At 29.7% G+C, this 17,683-nt stretch carries 18 protein-coding genes; 1 reads left to right on the forward strand and 17 read right to left on the reverse strand.

Annotated features, from left to right (window positions below; translation table 11 throughout):
• Window positions 1-3: 3 nt before the first annotated feature.
• The 16 genes from H9661_RS09750 to hemA form a co-directional block, all read right to left on the reverse strand.
• Complete coding sequence (locus H9661_RS09750) at window positions 4-522, reverse strand: hypothetical protein (protein WP_143316202.1); 519 nt, start codon at window positions 520-522, stop codon at window positions 4-6.
• Between the two features lie 86 nt (window positions 523-608).
• Window positions 609-2,165, reverse strand: coding sequence for an ABC-F family ATP-binding cassette domain-containing protein (locus tag H9661_RS09755; protein ID WP_143316201.1), 1,557 nt, complete (start codon window positions 2,163-2,165; stop codon window positions 609-611).
• A 136-nt stretch (window positions 2,166-2,301) separates the two neighbouring features.
• A complete protein-coding gene (locus tag H9661_RS09760; RefSeq protein ID WP_191768526.1) occupies window positions 2,302-2,850 on the reverse strand; it encodes a DUF3867 domain-containing protein in 549 nt (182 codons plus the stop codon).
• Window positions 2,851-2,943: 93 nt separating this feature from the next.
• The gene (locus H9661_RS09765) at window positions 2,944-3,471 is read right to left on the reverse strand and encodes a hypothetical protein (protein WP_191768528.1); all 528 of its coding nucleotides are present in this window, start codon (window positions 3,469-3,471) and stop codon (window positions 2,944-2,946) included.
• A gap of 88 nt (window positions 3,472-3,559) precedes the next feature.
• Entirely contained in the window at window positions 3,560-4,345 is a 786-nt protein-coding gene (locus H9661_RS09770; protein WP_191768530.1) for a sirohydrochlorin cobaltochelatase, read from the reverse strand.
• 2 nt (window positions 4,346-4,347) lie between these two features.
• The gene (gene hemL, locus H9661_RS09775; RefSeq protein WP_191768532.1) at window positions 4,348-5,631 is read right to left on the reverse strand and encodes a glutamate-1-semialdehyde 2,1-aminomutase; all 1,284 of its coding nucleotides are present in this window, start codon (window positions 5,629-5,631) and stop codon (window positions 4,348-4,350) included.
• 4 nt (window positions 5,632-5,635) lie between these two features.
• Window positions 5,636-6,607: a porphobilinogen synthase gene (gene hemB, locus H9661_RS09780; protein WP_191768534.1), complete on the reverse strand. Its 972-nt coding sequence runs from the start codon at window positions 6,605-6,607 to the stop codon at window positions 5,636-5,638.
• Window positions 6,607-8,085 carry a uroporphyrinogen-III C-methyltransferase gene (gene cobA / locus H9661_RS09785; protein ID WP_191768536.1) on the reverse strand — a complete coding sequence of 493 codons (1,479 nt, stop codon included), beginning with the start codon at window positions 8,083-8,085 and terminating at the stop codon, window positions 6,607-6,609. Before cobA ends, hemB begins: the two co-directional genes overlap by 1 nt.
• 4 nt (window positions 8,086-8,089) lie before the next feature.
• Window positions 8,090-8,968 carry a hydroxymethylbilane synthase gene (gene hemC, locus H9661_RS09790; RefSeq protein ID WP_191768539.1) on the reverse strand — a complete coding sequence of 293 codons (879 nt, stop codon included), beginning with the start codon at window positions 8,966-8,968 and terminating at the stop codon, window positions 8,090-8,092.
• Window positions 8,969-9,136: 168 nt separating this feature from the next.
• Window positions 9,137-10,099 (reverse strand): sulfite reductase subunit C, encoded by a 963-nt coding sequence (asrC, locus tag H9661_RS09795; RefSeq protein WP_143316193.1) that lies wholly within the window; start codon window positions 10,097-10,099, stop codon window positions 9,137-9,139.
• Window positions 10,100-10,111: 12 nt separating this feature from the next.
• Window positions 10,112-10,903, reverse strand: a complete 792-nt coding sequence (asrB, locus tag H9661_RS09800) for an anaerobic sulfite reductase subunit AsrB (RefSeq protein ID WP_143316192.1) — start codon at window positions 10,901-10,903, stop codon at window positions 10,112-10,114.
• A gap of 2 nt (window positions 10,904-10,905) precedes the next feature.
• Window positions 10,906-11,913 (reverse strand): anaerobic sulfite reductase subunit AsrA, encoded by a 1,008-nt coding sequence (gene asrA, locus H9661_RS09805; RefSeq protein ID WP_143316191.1) that lies wholly within the window; start codon window positions 11,911-11,913, stop codon window positions 10,906-10,908.
• 10 nt (window positions 11,914-11,923) lie between these two features.
• Complete coding sequence (locus tag H9661_RS09810) at window positions 11,924-12,697, reverse strand: formate/nitrite transporter family protein (protein WP_143316190.1); 774 nt, start codon at window positions 12,695-12,697, stop codon at window positions 11,924-11,926.
• A 108-nt stretch (window positions 12,698-12,805) separates the two neighbouring features.
• The gene (locus H9661_RS09815; RefSeq protein WP_143316189.1) at window positions 12,806-13,480 is read right to left on the reverse strand and encodes a Crp/Fnr family transcriptional regulator; all 675 of its coding nucleotides are present in this window, start codon (window positions 13,478-13,480) and stop codon (window positions 12,806-12,808) included.
• Window positions 13,470-14,135, reverse strand: coding sequence for an NAD(P)-dependent oxidoreductase (locus H9661_RS09820; protein ID WP_185966767.1), 666 nt, complete (start codon window positions 14,133-14,135; stop codon window positions 13,470-13,472). The genes H9661_RS09815 and H9661_RS09820 overlap by 11 nt, the downstream gene beginning before the upstream one ends.
• Window positions 14,093-15,292 (reverse strand): glutamyl-tRNA reductase, encoded by a 1,200-nt coding sequence (hemA, locus tag H9661_RS09825; RefSeq protein ID WP_143316187.1) that lies wholly within the window; start codon window positions 15,290-15,292, stop codon window positions 14,093-14,095. The genes H9661_RS09820 and hemA overlap by 43 nt, the downstream gene beginning before the upstream one ends.
• A gap of 268 nt (window positions 15,293-15,560) precedes the next feature.
• Between hemA and H9661_RS09830 the strand changes: the two genes are divergently transcribed.
• Window positions 15,561-16,202, forward strand: coding sequence for an undecaprenyl diphosphate synthase family protein (locus tag H9661_RS09830; protein ID WP_191768541.1), 642 nt, complete (start codon window positions 15,561-15,563; stop codon window positions 16,200-16,202).
• A 55-nt stretch (window positions 16,203-16,257) separates the two neighbouring features.
• Here H9661_RS09830 and H9661_RS09835 read toward each other — a convergent pair whose 3' ends face one another.
• Complete coding sequence (locus H9661_RS09835; protein ID WP_191768543.1) at window positions 16,258-17,682, reverse strand: sensor histidine kinase; 1,425 nt, start codon at window positions 17,680-17,682, stop codon at window positions 16,258-16,260.
• Window position 17,683: the final 1 nt, after the last annotated feature.

Genomic DNA, 17,683 nt, shown 5'->3' on the forward strand with positions numbered 1-17,683 from the left:
AACTTAAATATTCCACCAAAATACTTTAGGTTCTATTTCTTCACATTTTGAAACTTCAGTAAATTTAAATTCTATATCAAGATCATTTCTTCCAAAATGCTTTTCATTATCAATATCATAATATTGAATAACATCTACTTTATATAACCCATTTTTAATATTAAATCTAAACTTATCACAATACTTATCTGGAACTTTCTCATCTTCAAATTGTGCAGCCATAGTTAAACAAGTATACTCTACAAAACACAATTCGTTGTTATCTACTTTTATATACCCCTCTTCTCTTCTAAAATATGAAGTATCAATAATGTTTTCTTCAAAGTTAACATTAATTCTCCAGTCTCCCTCTATGCCCTCATTAGTCATCTGACATACCAAAATATTATTATTTTTCATTTCTCGAACAAAATGTTCTCTAATCATAGGTAAATCCCAATCTTCATCTACAAATGTCTTGTACTGGTTAGAATTTACAAGTGCAATAAAATTGGTATCTCCAACATTAAATTTAAAATCCATTTCTTCTCCCATCAATTCAGACTCATATATTTTTATTAATTATAGCAAAAAGAGTTAGTTTTAGCACTAACTCCTGTAAAATTTCATTATACAATTTTAGTTGTCCATTCCTCACAGTTCCAAATATCTGTAACTACATCCCTATAAAACTCAGGTTCATGGGATACAAGCAAAATAGATCCCTTAAATTCCTTAAGTGCTCTCTTAAGTTCATCCTTAGCATCTTGATCTAAATGGTTAGTAGGCTCATCTAAGATTAATATGTTTGTTTCATTATTTATAATCTTACATAATCTAACCTTAGCAGCTTCTCCTCCTGATAACACCATTATCTTAGATTCTAATTGCTTAGTTGTAAGTCCGCACTTAGCTAGTGCTGCTCTTATTTCATATTGAGTATATGATGGAAATTCACTCCATACTTCTTCTATACAAGTATTAGTATTTCCACTTCTATCTTCTTGTTCAAAGTACCCTATATGTTGATAATCACCTTTTTCAACTTCTCCGCTTAAAGGCTTAACTATTCCTAGAAGACTTTTTAAAAGAGTTGATTTTCCTAGACCATTTGCTCCAACTAATGCAACCTTTTGTCCTCTTTCCATATAAAGATTTAAAGGTTTTGTTAATGGGCTATCATATCCTATTACTAAATCCTTAGTTTCAAATATAACCTTTCCTGAAGATCTTGCAGCTTTAAAGTTAAACTCTGGTTTTGGTTTTTCCTTTGAAAGTTCTATTACTTCCATCTTATCAAGTTTCTTTTGTCTTGATTTAGCCATATTAGAAGTTGCAACATTTGCCTTATTTCTAGCAACAAAGTCTTCAAGTTTTGCTATTTCCTTTTGTTGCTTTTCATATGCTGCTTCTAGTCTCTTTTTGTTTTCTTCATATATTCTCTTAAACTCATCATAGTCCCCCACATATCTTGTAAGCTTTCTTTCTTCAACGTGATATATTAAGTTAACTACTGAATTTAAAAACGGAATATCATGAGATATTAATATAAATGCATTTTCATAGTTTTGTAAATATCTCTTTAACCATTCTATATGCTCTTCATCTAAATAGTTAGTAGGCTCATCTAGTAAAAGTATATCCGGATTTTGAAGTAAAAGTTTTCCTAAAAGGATCTTAGTTCTTTGTCCACCTGATAAATCATCTACATCTTTATCAAGACCTAAATCTAATAATCCAAGTCCTTTTGCTACTTCTTCTACTTTTGCATCAATAACATAAAATCCATTGTTGTCTAAAAGATCCTGAATAACAGCTGTTCTTTCAAGCATTTTTTCAAGTTCTTCTGGAGTACAATCTCCCATCTTTTCATATAGTCCATTCATTTCTGTTTCCATATCAAAAAGATATCTAAATGCATCTCTTAAAGCATCTCTTATACTTTCTCCCTTTTGAAGGGCAGCATGTTGATCCATATATCCAACTCTAACATTATTAGACCAAATTACCTTACCTTCATCTGGCATTAATTTCCCTGTAACTATATTCATAAATGTAGATTTACCTTCACCATTTGCACCAATAAGACCTACATGTTCTCCCTTTAATAATCTGAAGGAAACATCTTCAAAAATTGCTCTGTCTCCAAAACCGTGATTCATATCTTTAACTTGTAGTACGCTCATACCTTCCTCCTAAAATCAATTCTTAAATAACCTTCTTATATTATAAAGGATTTTGTCAAAAAAGAAACTGGGAAATTTCAAAAGTTATATATAATTTAAATGGAGAAGAGACATATTTATCCCTTCTCCATTTTATTTAGTACTCATATTTTTTTATATTCTCACATAATTTTATGGATAATAGTTTATCCCCTCTAACTTTCTTATAAGAACATAATAAATCACTTAACTCCAAATCGCCAAGATCTATTTTACCTTCACTTTGAATAATTACATTTTCTTCTTCCATAGTTATTTCAACATTATTTTTGTCATTCTTTATTTTATAAATAAAAACGGTCTTATTTTCAAGTCCACTTTTATACTTTTCTTGAAAGCCCATAGTCTTTTTTATGCTTTCATAGCTTACATCTATATTTACTCCAACTTTTTTTAATTGATCATCAATAATAGAAGAATCAAATCCATATCTCTCCATAAGCTTCTTTTGAATATTTAAGAATTTATCTTGTGAAATATTATTTTCTTCCATATATTTATATATTTTTTGAGTAAATTCAGCCATAGTGATTTTACCTTCTGCCATTTCATAGTATAAAGAGTACATATAGTCTTCAAGCTTATCTACATCTTTTTCCTTAGCCTTATTTTTAAGCTCATTAAAATCTATAATTCTATCGTCCATACAATCACTCCTTTCCTATATTATATATCAAATACCGCTATTTAACTACAAAAAACTTAGAAAGGCATCTTATTAAGATGCCCAATATAGTAATCATTTATTCTTCTTTTTACCTGATTTTGAAAATATAACTTTTGATTCAATAATAGTTTTTCCTTCTATCCCCTTAGCTGCACTTCTATATAATAAAACATGTCCTACTATTGTTACAATGATACCTATAATAATGAATTGCCCAATTAGTTGACACAAAAATCCAAAAACAAATATTAATATATTTATTTCATATCTATCACATATTCTATTATAAATAAATAATTTATATATAACCCAAGCTGCGGTTATTATAAGCCCAATAGTCTCTATGCTCTCTAGCCCTAAGCTTAAAGCTGGACCACCTGTAATTAAACTAGCTATAGATAATATAATAAACCACATTGAGCCATTTCCTAGTTTAATTAGTAAATAATCATTACATATTGGAAGCCATGCAAACCATGGTTTACTTACTTTTTCTAACTTAGATATTTTAAACATTGCCATAGATGATACTATATAATTTGCTATAAAAAATAGAAAAGAAAAAATCAATAGCAAATTGCTAACTGCTATCTCGTTCATATTATCCCTCCACCCCATTGAAACCATTTACTTCTTCTCTGTCTAATTATATATTTTTTCTACAATTATGGCAATATTTACTTAAAACTTAGTTGTTTACATATTTTCTCAGTAGCTCAATAAAAATTTTTCTAAACTCTTCTCTTTCTCCTAATGATAGCATATCTTCTTCAACCTTAACTCCAAGAGCTTTTAACTTTGAACAATATGAAGTTTCCATTTCTCCAAAAATATCTTTTTTAGAATGATAACCTGAAAAAATTAAAAAACTAGTTAGTCTTATATAATCAATTCTATCTTCAAATATTTTCTGCACTGTTTCATCGAAATTTGGTCTTCCTTCAAAGGTAGAAAAATATATATTTTTTATATTTCTTCTATATAATTCTTCTTTTAATCTGATAAACGGTATATTTATCTTATTCTTAATTCCATGACCAACAAATAACATACTTTCTTTATTCTTAGAAACCTTACTAATTGCAGTAATAAGGCTTTCCACATTTTTAAGATTCCCTTTGTTATCTAAAGATAATAGTGGTTCTAAAAGAGAAAGGAATCTAAATGAATCCTTTCTCTCTAAAACCAACTTTTGAAGCGCTTTATGTTCTTCATTTTCTATTAAGTATAAAGGTAATATTATTATTTCTTCATAGCCCTTCTCTTCTAATCTTTTAAGACTTCCTTCTAAACTAAATATTTGCATATCATATTTTAATAAAAGTCTTTCTCTTATAATTTTAGATGTAAAAACTGTAAATACCTCATAGGATTGAAATTCTTTTTTGATATCATCCCTAATAGGATATAAACATCTCTCTATATCATTTTTTTCAGAGGTTCCAAAAGAAGTTAACAGTATGACCTTTTTCATAATTAATCCATTTCCTTCTTTGCAAATTCTTCAAAGGCTTTAATAAATTTATATACATGTGTTATATTATGTTCTGTTGATAAGAAGAATGTTTCAAACTGTGATGGAGGTAAATGAATTCCGCTCTTAAGCATGTGTACAAAATATCTGTTAAATCTATCTACATTACACTTTTTAACCTTATCATAAGAATCAACTCTTTCATCACTAAAGAATAAAGTCATCATTCCACCAACTCTATTTATCCATATTGGCAAATTATATTTTTCACTGATCTTATATAAACCTTCTTCAAGCTTTCTTCCCACTGATTCAATATGGTTATAATATTCTGGATGATCATATAATTGGTTTAATGTAGAAAGCCCTGCTGCCATTACTATTGGATTCCCTGACATAGTCCCAGCTTGATATACTCCCCCCTTTGGTGAAAGATTCTCCATTATTTCTCTCTTTCCACCATAAGCTCCTGAAGGAAGTCCGCCACCAATAATCTTTGCATATGTAACTAAATCTGGTGATACGTTAAATAAATTTTGAGCTCCTTTAAAGGAAACTCTAAAGCCTGACATGACTTCATCAAATATTAGTAAGGCTCCATATCTATTACATAAAGTTCTTAAAACTTGCATGAATTCATTTTCAGCTTTAACTACTCCCATATTTCCTGCTACAGGTTCTATAATTACAGCTGCAATTTCATCTCCATATTTTTTAAATAAACTTGCAACTTGCTTTTCATCATTATATATACCTATTAATGTATTCTTAACACTATCTTCTGGTACTCCTAAAGAACCTGGTATTCCTTCTGTTAAGACTCCAGAACCAGCTTCTACTAAAAATCCATCAAAGTGGCCATGGTAACATCCTGCAAACTTAACTATCTTATCTCTTTTTGTATATCCTCTAGCTAACTTTATTGCGCTCATAGTAGCTTCTGTACCTGAATTAACCATTCTAACCATCTCAACTGAAGGCATGTTTTCACATATGAATTTACTCATTTTAAGTTCCAAATTTGTTGGTGCCCCAAATGCTAAAGCCTTCTCAGAAGTCTCTTTAATAGCTTCTACCACAGTATCATTACAGTGTCCAAGTATTAAAGGACCCCATGCAAGCACAAAATCTATATATTCATTTCCATCTTCATCTACTATTACAGCACCTTTACCAGACTTTATTATAGGAGGATTTATTCCCATGCCCCTATAAGCTCTAACTGGGCTATTAACACCACCTGGCATAAACTTTTTGCTTTCATTAAAAATCTTTTCATTTGACATATTCTTATCCTCTTTTACTTAAAATATTAGCTGCATAAATTGCATGATATGTTATTATAATCTTTGCTCCAGCTCTCTTTATAGAAGTAAGCATTTCCATAACCACTCTCTCTTCATCAATAAATCCGGCCTGAGCTGCTGCCTTAATCATTGAGTATTCCCCACTTACGCTATACGCAGCTATTGGAACATCTGTGCTACTTCTTACTTCTCTTATTATATCAAGATAAGATAATGCTGGCTTAATCATAATTATATCAGCACCTTCATTGATATCCATCTCAACTTCTCTAAATGCTTCTAATCTATTAGCTGGATCCATTTGATATGTCTTTCTATCACCAAACTTTGGTGCGGAATCAGCTGCTTCTCTAAATGGACCATAAAATGCTGAACAGTATTTAGCTGAATAGCTCATTATAGGTACATTAATAAATCCAGCTTCATCTAAAGCATCTCTAATGTAACCAATTCTTCCATCCATCATATCTGAAGGAGAAATCATATCTGCACCTGCCTTTGCATGTGACACTGAAATTTTCCCTAAGTATTCTAATGTTTCATCATTATCAACATATTCACCATGCAAAATACCGCAGTGACCATGATCAGTATATTCACACATGCAAACATCAGTTATTACATAAATAGAACTATCTATTTCTTTTATTTTTCTTACTGCTTTTTGAACTATCCCCTCATCATTAAAACTTTCTGAACCACAAGCATCCTTTTTATTTGGTATTCCAAATAATAAAACGCCCAAAACACCTGCATCTTTAATTTCTTTTATAATTTCTTCTAATCTATCTAAAGAATAATGATAACATCCTGGCATTGAAGAAATTTCTTTTTTAATATTTTCTCCCTCAACCACAAATATTGGTAATATAAAGTCCTTTACTGACAGTTCTGTCTCTCTTACTAAGCTTCTAATACTTTCGCTTGCTCTAAGTCTTCTTCCTCTATTAATCATTAAAATTTTGCACCTTCTTTTATTAATTCTGTTATTTCCTCCAAGAACCCCTCTTCAGAATGCTTGCTACACATATGCCCATCTAAACCCTTTTCTTTTAATGTTTTCAAAGTCTTAGGACCAATTGCTATAGCCTTTTTTTCTTTAATCTTCTCAAGACCTATCATTTCTATCATGTTATTAACTGTACTAGGGCTTGTAAATAAAATTATATCAACTTCTTGAAAGCTATTCCTATTTAATACTCTTCCTGCCACTGTATCATAAATATTTATCCTATCTACTTTAGCTCCTAACTTCTCCAATTCTTCTTTTAAAAGTTCTCTACTCTTAGAAGAACATGGAATTAAAACTCTTTCCCCTTTTTCAATACTTGGTTTTAAAGCTGATACAAGTCCTTCTCCAACAAACTCCCTTGCTGTTTTAAATGGCAAAATTCCTCTTTTTTCCAAAGCCTTTCTAGTTGCCTTTCCTATTACTGAAACTTTTGCTCTTATCTGTCTTATATCAATATTTCTTCTATATAAATAATCAAAAAATATATTAACTCCATTTACTGAAGTAAATAATATATGATCATATTTATCTAACTTAATTAGATATGGTTCTAAATTATTAGCTGTATTTTCTATCTTAATTGAATTAATTTCAGTAACCTCTGATCCTAATTCTATCAGCTTTTCCTTTAAACTTGATGCTTGTTCCCGAGATCTAGTTATACATATATTCCATCCATATAAAGGCTTTTTTTCATACCAAGCTAAATATTCATTAAGAGTAACTACTTCCCCAACTACTATTATACATGGAGACTTCAAGCCCCCCTCTATTACTTTTTCTTCAATATCATTTATTGTACCTACTACTTTTTTTTGCTTTGATGAAGTCCCTCTCATTATAACTGCTGCTGGTGTTACTTTATCTTTTCCATGCTCAATTAATTTTTCCATTATATCATGAAGGTTATTTAATCCCATCATAAATACTAATGTTCCATCTTCTTTAGCTAGAGCTTCAAAATTAACATTAAGAACACTTGCAGACATTCCTGTTACAACATGAAAACTTTGAGCTTTCCCTCTATGAGTTATAGGTATCCCTGCATAATTTAAAACAGATATGGGTGAAGGTATTCCTGGTATAACTTCAAAATCAATATTTTCAGCTTGAAGAGTTAATACTTCTTCCCCACCTCTACCAAAAACGTAAGGATCTCCACCTTTAATACGACCAACTATATGGCCTTTTTTCGCTAGTTTCACTATCATTTCATTTATTTCTTCTTGAGTTTTATAGTGCCCTCCTGGTTCTTTTCCACAGTAATATATTTCACAGTCTTCATTTAAATAGTTTAGTACATTATTTGATATTAATCTATCATAAAGAACAGCTGTACATTTTTCTAATGCTTTTACTGCCTTTAGTGTCAGTAATTCTTCATCGCCAGGACCAGTTCCTATTATATATACTTTACCCATAAATTTACCTACCATCTCCTAATATTTTTTGAGCTAAGATTTTACCAATCTCTATGTTATCTTCTACTTTGCCTCGTATATCTTTTTTTACAATCTTATTATTCACTTCATAGGCACCTATCATATATATGTCCGTACCTTCGAGTTTAGTATAAGCACCTATTAGACTATGACAGTCTCCATTTAAAGCTTTCATAAAACTTCTTTCAGCTTCAACTGTTATTCTTGTTTCTATAGAATCCAACCTTTTAAAATGCTCTTTAACCTTACTTCTCTTTAAGCACTCAACACCAAGAGCTCCCTGTCCTATAGCTGGCAGGAAAATCCTTGGATCAAAATAATCTGTAATAATATTTTCTAAATTTAATCTTTTCAATCCTGCTGCTGCTAAAACTATTCCATCTAATTTCTGTTCATTCATCTTTTCTAACCTTGTTTGAACATTTCCTCTTATAGGAACTATTTCTATATCACTTCTTATTTCCTTTAGAAACCTTCCTCTTCTTATGCTACTAGTTCCTATTTTAGCTCCACTTTTTAAATTTTTAAAGTTTATGCCTTCCCTTGAGATAAACACATCTCTAATATCTTCTCTTTCCGGCAAGGCTATAAGCTCAAATTCTTCTGCTAAATCAAATGGTACGTCTTTCATGCTATGAACAGCTGCATGAGCTTTTTCCTCAAGTAATGCCGTCTCTATATTTTTTGTGAATAATCCCTTACCACCTATTTTATCTAAAGTTACATCAAGTCTTCTGTCCCCTTCTGTAACCATTAATAATTTTTTAGCATCTATATGTTCTTTATTCTTTAATAATTCTATAACTCTATCTGCCTGCACTTGTGCTAAGCTGCTCTTTCTAGTAGCTATAATTAGCTCCATTATTATTCACCTCGTAATCAATACGTATATTTTTCCTTATATTCTATTTTATATTCTATGTCAAATCTAGTCCAATAAATTATATTCTTTCTTAAAACTATGAAAAATAGTCTTATATTCATTACTTAAGACTTAAGTAATAAATATAAGACTATATAAAGTAAAATTTTAATATTTTACTCCACTCCAATAGATATTTTCTTTTAATTTAGCTTTATCAGAAAGAGTTACTCCTTCAAGAACCCACTTTTTAAATTCCATAAAACCAGTTCTATCAACTATATATCCTATATGCTCTTTTCCACCTGGAGCATCTTTATCAATATATTGCTCTACATAGCCATAAGTATTTTTTATAATCTTAACTATACTATCTTCATCAACCCATACTATAAAATCTTCAGCTAGTCTTGGGTTCTTCTTACCAGACCTTCCCATTATAACTAATCTATAATATTTCTCTTTACTTCTAGTCCATGCACCTGTTGGGCAGTTCATTACACATTCTCCACAACCAATACATTTATCATGATCTCTTTCAATCTTATAGTTTTCCATATGTAAAGCTTCAGTAGATTTCTTCTTACATGCTCTTACACAAGCTCCACATGAAATACATCTATCTCTATTATACTCCGGCATTGTCATACCTAAAATACCAAAGTCATGGTTTCTAGCCTTAATACAGTCATTTGGACAACCTGTTAATGCTACCTTAAAGTGAAGATCATTAGGGAATATTTCTTTCTCTATTCTCTTAGCAAAATTAGTTGTATTATAGTTTGCGTAAGGACAAACATTATTTCCTATACAAGCTGAAACATTTCTTGTTCCTGCTGCTGTGTATCCTTTACCTGGAACTTCTTGATTTATTTCTAATCCAGCTATTATTGGTTGAAGTAATTCATTTACTGCATCCATGTCACTAAATTTAATTCCTGGTATTTCAAAACCTTGTCTTGTAGTCATATGAACTGTTCCATTACCATATTTATCTGCTATTTCTTGAATTAAACCAAGGTATTCTGCCTTTAAATGTCCACCTGGAACTCTTACTCTTGAAGCTGTTATTCCTCTGTGTTTTGTTATTCTAAAAGCATTCTTTTTTAACTTTTTAGTATTAATATCCATACTTTGCTCCTCCTAATCCCTTAATAATTTACCCTTTGAGTAATTAAATACTGGTCCATCTAAACAAATGTATGTATCATCAATTCTACAGTGTCCACACTTACCAACTCCACAACACATTTTTCTCTCTTGAGAAATCCAGACTTGCTCTTCTGCTACTCCAAGTTTCAAAAACTCTTGTACAGTAAATTTCATCATCATAGGAGGTCCTACAACTATTACTTCTACATCTTCTATATTATCAAACTTTAGTTCACTTACATATTTAGTTACAAGTCCAACATTCCCTGTATAGCCTTCTTCTGCTCCGTCAACTGTAAGTATGAAATTCAAATTTTTCTTCCAAGTCTCTATATCATTTTTAAATAAAATATCGTTAGGAGATTTAAATCCTGAAATAACAGTTACTTTTTTAGCATCCTGAATATTGTTTGAAAAATAATCAACTATCCCTTTAACTGGTGATAATCCTGTACCTCCAGCAACTATTACAACTTCTTTTCCTTTATAATTTTCTATATCAAACCCATTTCCATATGGTCCTCTTAAGAATAACTTGTCCCCTTTATATTTAGTGAATATTTCATCAGTAACCTTACCAACTTTTCTAATTGTAAGATCAACATAATCCTCACCTATTCCACTTACTGAAATTGGAGCTTCACCAAACTTAGGTATTGAAACTTCAAAGAATTGACCTGGCTTAACATCACCTTTAAATGACATTCTAAAAGTAAATTCTATTTTTGTATGCTCTATTACATCTAAAACTTCTGATACAAATGGTAAATATTCATTATGCATAGTTATTTCACCTCATCCATAGCTTTTTCTAATTTATTAATACAATTTGAGAAAGATATATACTCAGGACAAATATCATCACATCTTCCACATCCAACGCACATATGATATCCCCATCTCTTCTTATAATCATAAACTTTATGAAGGACTTTATATCTCATTCTTTCGCCTTTTGCTCTTCTAAAGCTATGTCCACCTGCCATATCTGTATATCCATCAACTTGACAAGATGCCCAAACTCTTCTTCTCTCTCCAGCCTTACCATTATCCTTATAGAATATATCTTGTGTTGTAAAGCATGTACATGTTGGACAAACAAAATTACATCTACCACAAGCTATACATCTTTCAGAGTATTCATTCCACATCTTTGAATCCATAACAGAAAGATCTAAATTATTTGGAATATTAACTTTAACTTCGTTTTCTTCTACAAAGTCAGGAGTTACATCCTCATTAGCTGTTTCTATATTCTTTAGAATATCTTCAAACTCTTCATCTTTAACATCTAAAAGCACTTCATTGCCTAATACTTTTATATATGCATTATATTCATCTGTTTTATTTGTCTCCATATTTACGCAGAAACAATTTTCATAACTTTTTGTACAACCCATTAAAATAAATTTTGCATTTTCTCTAATCTTTTTATAATATGGATCAACAAACTTATTTCTTAAATAAATATCATCTATCCTTTTTAATGCGTGTATATCACAACTTCTTAAAAATATAAGCACTTTCTTTTCTTTAGCTTTTGGTTCTTGTACTGTATCCTCTGTAAAGAAAAATAACGTTTGTGTTATAGGAAGTAAAACTTCTTTATATGAAAATGAAGATTTTGCATTAAACTCCACTTCTTGAATTTTTTCTATTTTTCCATATTTAACTCTATCTGTATCTGAAAATCTTCCTTCACCCTTAAATACTTTTGGTGCATAGATTTCATATTCCTTTGACAAGTTATCTAAAACTAAGTTCATACTGTTTAAGTCAATTTTATATCCCATGATCCACCTCTTATTTATTCTTATTTCTTGAAATTATGTAATAAGGTATTGCTAAAAATACTATTCCTCCTACCATGTTTCCTAAAGTTACAAATAGAAGATTGTATCCATATCCATATACTGACACTGATGCAGAAAATGGAGAAAGCAGACCTATTGTCATAAGTGTCATATTGGCAACACTATGTTCAAATCCTGTTGTTATAAATGCAAAAAGACACCAAAAAATCATAATTAACTTTGAAGATTCTTCTTTACATTTAAAAGAACACCAAGTTGCTAAACACACTAAAAGATTACAAAGTATTCCTCTAAAAAATAACTGAGATCCTCCTAAATGCATTTTAGTTTCTGTAGTTTTTGCAATAAACTCTCCTACTGGTCCATTTGAAAGACCTGCTAAATAAAACATATACCCAGTTAATATTGATCCAAATAAGTTTCCAATAAAACTAACTATCCAAACCTTTATACTATCTCCTAAAGTAACCGTCTTCTTTAAAAACCCAACTGCCATAACAAAATTATTACCTGTGAATAATTCTGCTCCTGCCATTATAACTAAGCTTAATGCTACACCAAAGGACACCCCCATAAGAATTTTTGTTAATGGCGATCCACCACTACTAAGTAATCCTCCAATTGTAAATATAAGCATAATTCCAATTCCAACATAAATTCCAGCAAGCATTGAACTTATAAAATAACCAACTATATTATTACGTAAAAGACCTATCTTTGCTTTTGCTGATTCTGATACTTTTTTAATTTCATCTCCAAACATTAAATTCACTCCTTCCTTTACTTTGTTATTATAATCACAATTTTATATTGTTATTATAATAACAATATAAAAAAAACTCTGTGAGAATAATCACAGAGTTTGTTAGAATTATTTTTTAAAAAACTTAGCTAAATCATCTAAATCTTTTACTACAAATTTTTTATTTTTAATTACTATGAGCTCTTTATCTTGTAGGACCTTTAAAGCTCTAGATATGGTTTCTCTTTGCGTTCCAAACATATCCGCTAAATATGTTATGGATATTTTTAGGTTAATTTCTGTTCCACTCTCTTTATTAATTCCATAGTCTTTTGCTAGCTTCCAAAGCTTAGCTGCTACCCGTTTTTCTACCTTTATAGGGGTAGAATTTTTAAGTTGCCTATATAACCTTCTGACCTTTTTAGCTAAAGAATTAACAACTTCCTTTGTGAGGCTAAAATCTTTTTCCATCACTCTAATAAAGCTATCCTTTTGAAAACATAGTACTTCTGCATCTTCAAAGACCTCACAATTAATTGAAGCTGGTAAATCATCTAAAATAACGTCGTTTAATATACTTCCTTTTCCTAATATAAAAATAATTTTCTTTTGTGCTTTTTCACTTATTTTATAAAGTACTGCCTTCCCACTTAATAATATAAAAATTGTATTAACCTTATATTTATCATAGAAAAGTTGCTCACCTTTTTTTATTTCTCTTACGTTACATATTTCACATAAACTTTCTATTGTTTCATCCTTTAAATTCTTAAATATTTCTATTTCTCTTAATTCATCTTTCATATAATATCATATCATCCTCATAAAATAATTTTAGCACCACATTCTCTTTGCCTTTTTCGAAAAAGAAAAAGAAATCTTCAGAAGCCATAAAATTCGTAATACTTTTTTTTAGATTAGGAAATTTTTTAGCTTTATTTCTAATAGAAGTTGTATATCCAATAAAATCATCATACTTTTTTAAATAATTTTCCGCTTTTTCACCCATCATTAATGAACCTTTTGGATTCCCTCCTTTTGAACTAATACCTAAGATAAAATTCTTCATATCTTTCTGAACTGGAATAGCCCCCATCCCTTCAGTAAATGATTTTGAATTTATATATATTTTATACAAACTATTACAATCGTGCTCAATTCTTCTTATATCCTCATCATTATCTATAACAATAATTATTAAATGTTTATCTAAAATAAAACTTTTATTATATTCTCCTCTTATTATCTTTAAATTATACTTTAACAACTCTTCAAATTTCTTCTCGTAATCAATTGAAAGAACCTCTACATAGCAACCTCTTTCTAATAAATGTTTGGCTTTTATATATCCACCTTTACCTGCCCCTATTATACCTACCCTTAATTTACTTGATAAAAGAGAAAGCATCGAAAAACTTATTTCTCCTCCAGAAAGATCTTCCTTATGATTCTCAAACATTCTTCTCCACCATCCTTTAGCCATTCCTCCTTCAATACCTCTATTGCTCTATTTACATATGAATCTGAAGTACTATTTATAAGCATTTTTGCAAGTGCTAAATCTTCCTGGCTTTTACTTTTATGCTCAAAAGTTAATATCCTCTTTTCACTTATCTTTTTACCATTATCTTTTAAATTTCTTATTGTTGGTGATAGCTTTCTAAGCTTAATCCACTCATCATATTCTTTAATATATTTCTCAATTATATATCTATAGGAATTCATTCTCTGGACTCTTAAACTTCTATTGTCATCTTCAATTTTACTTATTTCATCTATATTAAATACTTTTACCCTATCTATATTTATTAAATCTTCATCCACATCTCTTGGAACTGCCATATCATATATAATTATATCCTTACCTTTTTCATCAATATTATTTCTACTTATAACCACATGTGGCGCAGATGTACAAGAAACTACTGCATCCATATCATTAATATATTTACTTTTTTCTTTAAAATTAAGTATATTAACACCATTTAACTCTTCTGCTTTTTTAGAATCTCTTAGCACCAAATATATATCTTTAATCTTATGGCTTAGTAAATATTTTATAGTTAATTTTCCGATCTCTCCATAACCAATAACCATTACCTTTTTGCATTCTCTTTTTATTAAGCTATTTACTGCAATTGAGACAGCTGATACCGGTATTTCAAAAAGATTAGCTTCTTTTCTAAATTTCTTTCCGCAAGTAACTGCCTCTTGAAATAACCTCCCTAGTTCGCCACCCGCTCCCTTTAATTTTGCAGAATAATTATGAGCTTCTTTAACTTGACCAAGTATTTGATCTTCTCCCATAATTTTTGAATGATATCCACAAGCAACTTCAAATAAATGTTTATAAACATCTCTTCCTTCTCTGTAAAATATGTATGATAAAAGTTCAGTATCCCAATCACTTATTTTGAATATTTCTTTTATTACTTTATCTTTATCTAAAGAATGATTCAAATAAATTTCTGTTCTATTGCAAGTACTTACTATAACAACTTCCTCAACTTTTTTTAATAATTCATTTATAATATCTTCTTTTTTGCTTTCTTTTATAGTTAACTTTTCTCTTATATTTATTTGAACATCTCTTTTAATAGCTATTAATCCAATCATACTACCTCTCCAAATCTATGCTTATGTAAACTGATTTTATTATACTAGAAAAAATAGTGGAATCTCCACTATTTTAAAACATCTTGTATAAATTTTTCTCCCCTCTTTTATGTATATCTTTATTTTACCTCTTGAAGTACTATATTCCAAGAATTTTATTCATATATTACATATTCCCCTACTAAGTTAAACTTTATTTAACTATAATGGATAATAATTTATTTAAAGCTAATACTATATCTAAGTTATTATTAAAGGAGTGAAAAATATGAGAATCCCTAATCATATTGGTATAATCCCTGATGGAAATAGACGCTGGGCTTTAAGTAACGGATTGACTAAAGATAAAGGATATGCCCTTGGAATTAATCCTGGATTATTACTTTTTAAACAATGCGAAAAGTACGGAATTAAAGAAATTACATTCTACGGCTTTACCGTAGATAATACTAAAAGACCTGCTGTTCAAAAGGAAGCATTTATCAACGCTTGTATAAAGTCGGTTAAAATTCTCTCAAAAGAGAACTCTGAACTATTAGTTATAGGCAATACCAATTCCCCTTCATTTCCTAAAGAACTTCTACCATTTACAAATAGAAAAACCTTTGGCCATGGAGGTACAAAAGTTAATTTTTTAGTTAATTACGGTTGGGAATGGGATTTAAACTTATTAAAAGATTCTGATAAAACAAAAAAGAACATAGTTAATAATATACGATCAAACGATATTTCAAGAATTGACCTAATTATACGATGGGGAGGTAGACGAAGACTAAGTGGTTTTCTTCCCGTTCAATCAGTATATTCAGACTTCTACGTTATTGATAACTTTTGGCCAGATTATAGACCTGAAGACTTGGACGAAGCTCTTAACTGGTATAATACGCAAGATATTACTCTAGGTGGTTAATACTACAAAAAAATCTGGAGAACAATAACAAAATTCTCCAGATCCTAATCTTATATTAAGTATTTCTAAACATCTTTATTGAAAAAACTGTACTTTCATCTTTTCTATCTGTATATAAATCAATTTCTCCACCATGATTTTCTACTATTTTCTTTGCAATAGCTAACCCTAATCCTGAGCCTCCATCACTGCTTCTACTTTCATCACCTCGTACGAATACATCAAATACCTTGTCACGAATAGTATCCGATATTCCTACTCCACTATCAGCAACCTCTAAAAGCAAATACCTTTTAAAATTCTTTATCTCTATTCTAAGTTTTGTTCCTTCAGGATTATATTTTATAGCATTTTCTATTAAGTTACTTATTACTCTTCTAAATAACCTTGCATCTATAGAAAAATTAATAGCTTCATCAGGAATCCTTACTATAAGATCAAAGTTTTTCTCTTCCAATTCATCATAGAAGTTAACTAAAACTTGTCTTGTAAATTCACAAATATCAACACTTTCTAGTTTTAATACATATTGTGTGCTATCCATTTTTACATATTCAAATAAATCATCCACTAGTTCTCCGACATGCTCTGCTTTATTATATATAGTCTTATAATATCTTTCCTTTTTTTCTTCATCTTCAATAAGTCCTTCATAAAGTGCTGCTGAAAAACCTCTAATGGTAGTAATTGGTGTCTTTATATCATGTGATAAATCTATAAGCATTCTCGTTTTACTTTGCTCTAATCTAGCATTTTCTTCTTTACTATTTTTTAATTTATCTATAAGGAAATTAATAGTATCACTTATAACTATAAATTCCTTTTGCCCTTTAATAACAAGTTTTTCTTCATATTCACCTTCAATAACTTTTCCTAATGCCTCATCTATTTTCATAAGAGGTCTCTTTATCTTCTTTGCAGTCCAAATACTATATATAAGTATACTTATTAAAAATAAAGTAGTAGCTGCTCCAATAACCTTAAAATACACCTTGTACAATGGTTTACCAACTCTATATGGCATACTATTTAAATGCAAGGTTAATGTCAACTTATCTCTAGGAATCATTATTAATGCTATATAATGTTCTTCTTCACTTTTATTTATAGTCTTACATATAACATTAAACTCAGATTCCTTATTTCCCATGCTAATAGTATCTTCAAATTCCTTATCGGTATAACTTTTCTTAACATTATTAGCCTTACCATCTGTATAAATTACATTTTTATTACTATCAAGTACTTCTAAATATCCTCCTATACTTTTCAGAGCTGAAGTATCTATATTTTTATAATCATAATAATCATCATTCATAAGACTATATATGGGCACATTCTTTCCTTCCTCTATGTAATTAGAAAGCTTTACCCCTAATACAAAATAGCTGCCTACAAAAATGCAGGCAAGTATTATTACAAAGGTTATATAGTATTTGAATAAAGCAACCATAAGTTGCTCATTTTTTTTTCTTCCCATA

The sequence above is a fragment of the Clostridium cibarium genome, from assembly GCF_014836335.1.
GTDB lineage: Bacteria > Bacillota > Clostridia > Clostridiales > Clostridiaceae > Clostridium > Clostridium cibarium.

Coding starts and splice junctions, on each gene's coding strand:
- H9661_RS09750 (WP_143316202.1), bottom strand. CDS start 522: ATGGATTTTAAATTTAATGTTGGAGATACCAATTTTATTGCACTTGTA.
- H9661_RS09755 (WP_143316201.1), bottom strand. CDS start 2,165: ATGAGCGTACTACAAGTTAAAGATATGAATCACGGTTTTGGAGACAGA.
- H9661_RS09760 (WP_191768526.1), bottom strand. CDS start 2,850: ATGGACGATAGAATTATAGATTTTAATGAGCTTAAAAATAAGGCTAAG.
- H9661_RS09765 (WP_191768528.1), bottom strand. CDS start 3,471: ATGAACGAGATAGCAGTTAGCAATTTGCTATTGATTTTTTCTTTTCTA.
- H9661_RS09770 (WP_191768530.1), bottom strand. CDS start 4,345: ATGAAAAAGGTCATACTGTTAACTTCTTTTGGAACCTCTGAAAAAAAT.
- hemL (WP_191768532.1), bottom strand. CDS start 5,631: ATGTCAAATGAAAAGATTTTTAATGAAAGCAAAAAGTTTATGCCAGGT.
- hemB (WP_191768534.1), bottom strand. CDS start 6,607: ATGATTAATAGAGGAAGAAGACTTAGAGCAAGCGAAAGTATTAGAAGC.
- cobA (WP_191768536.1), bottom strand. CDS start 8,085: ATGGGTAAAGTATATATAATAGGAACTGGTCCTGGCGATGAAGAATTA.
- hemC (WP_191768539.1), bottom strand. CDS start 8,968: ATGGAGCTAATTATAGCTACTAGAAAGAGCAGCTTAGCACAAGTGCAG.
- asrC (WP_143316193.1), bottom strand. CDS start 10,099: ATGGATATTAATACTAAAAAGTTAAAAAAGAATGCTTTTAGAATAACA.
- asrB (WP_143316192.1), bottom strand. CDS start 10,903: ATGCATAATGAATATTTACCATTTGTATCAGAAGTTTTAGATGTAATA.
- asrA (WP_143316191.1), bottom strand. CDS start 11,913: ATGGGATATAAAATTGACTTAAACAGTATGAACTTAGTTTTAGATAAC.
- H9661_RS09810 (WP_143316190.1), bottom strand. CDS start 12,697: ATGTTTGGAGATGAAATTAAAAAAGTATCAGAATCAGCAAAAGCAAAG.
- H9661_RS09815 (WP_143316189.1), bottom strand. CDS start 13,480: ATGAAAGATGAATTAAGAGAAATAGAAATATTTAAGAATTTAAAGGAT.
- H9661_RS09820 (WP_185966767.1), bottom strand. CDS start 14,135: ATGTTTGAGAATCATAAGGAAGATCTTTCTGGAGGAGAAATAAGTTTT.
- hemA (WP_143316187.1), bottom strand. CDS start 15,292: ATGATTGGATTAATAGCTATTAAAAGAGATGTTCAAATAAATATAAGA.
- H9661_RS09830 (WP_191768541.1), top strand. CDS start 15,561: ATGAGAATCCCTAATCATATTGGTATAATCCCTGATGGAAATAGACGC.
- H9661_RS09835 (WP_191768543.1), bottom strand. CDS start 17,682: ATGGGAAGAAAAAAAAATGAGCAACTTATGGTTGCTTTATTCAAATAC.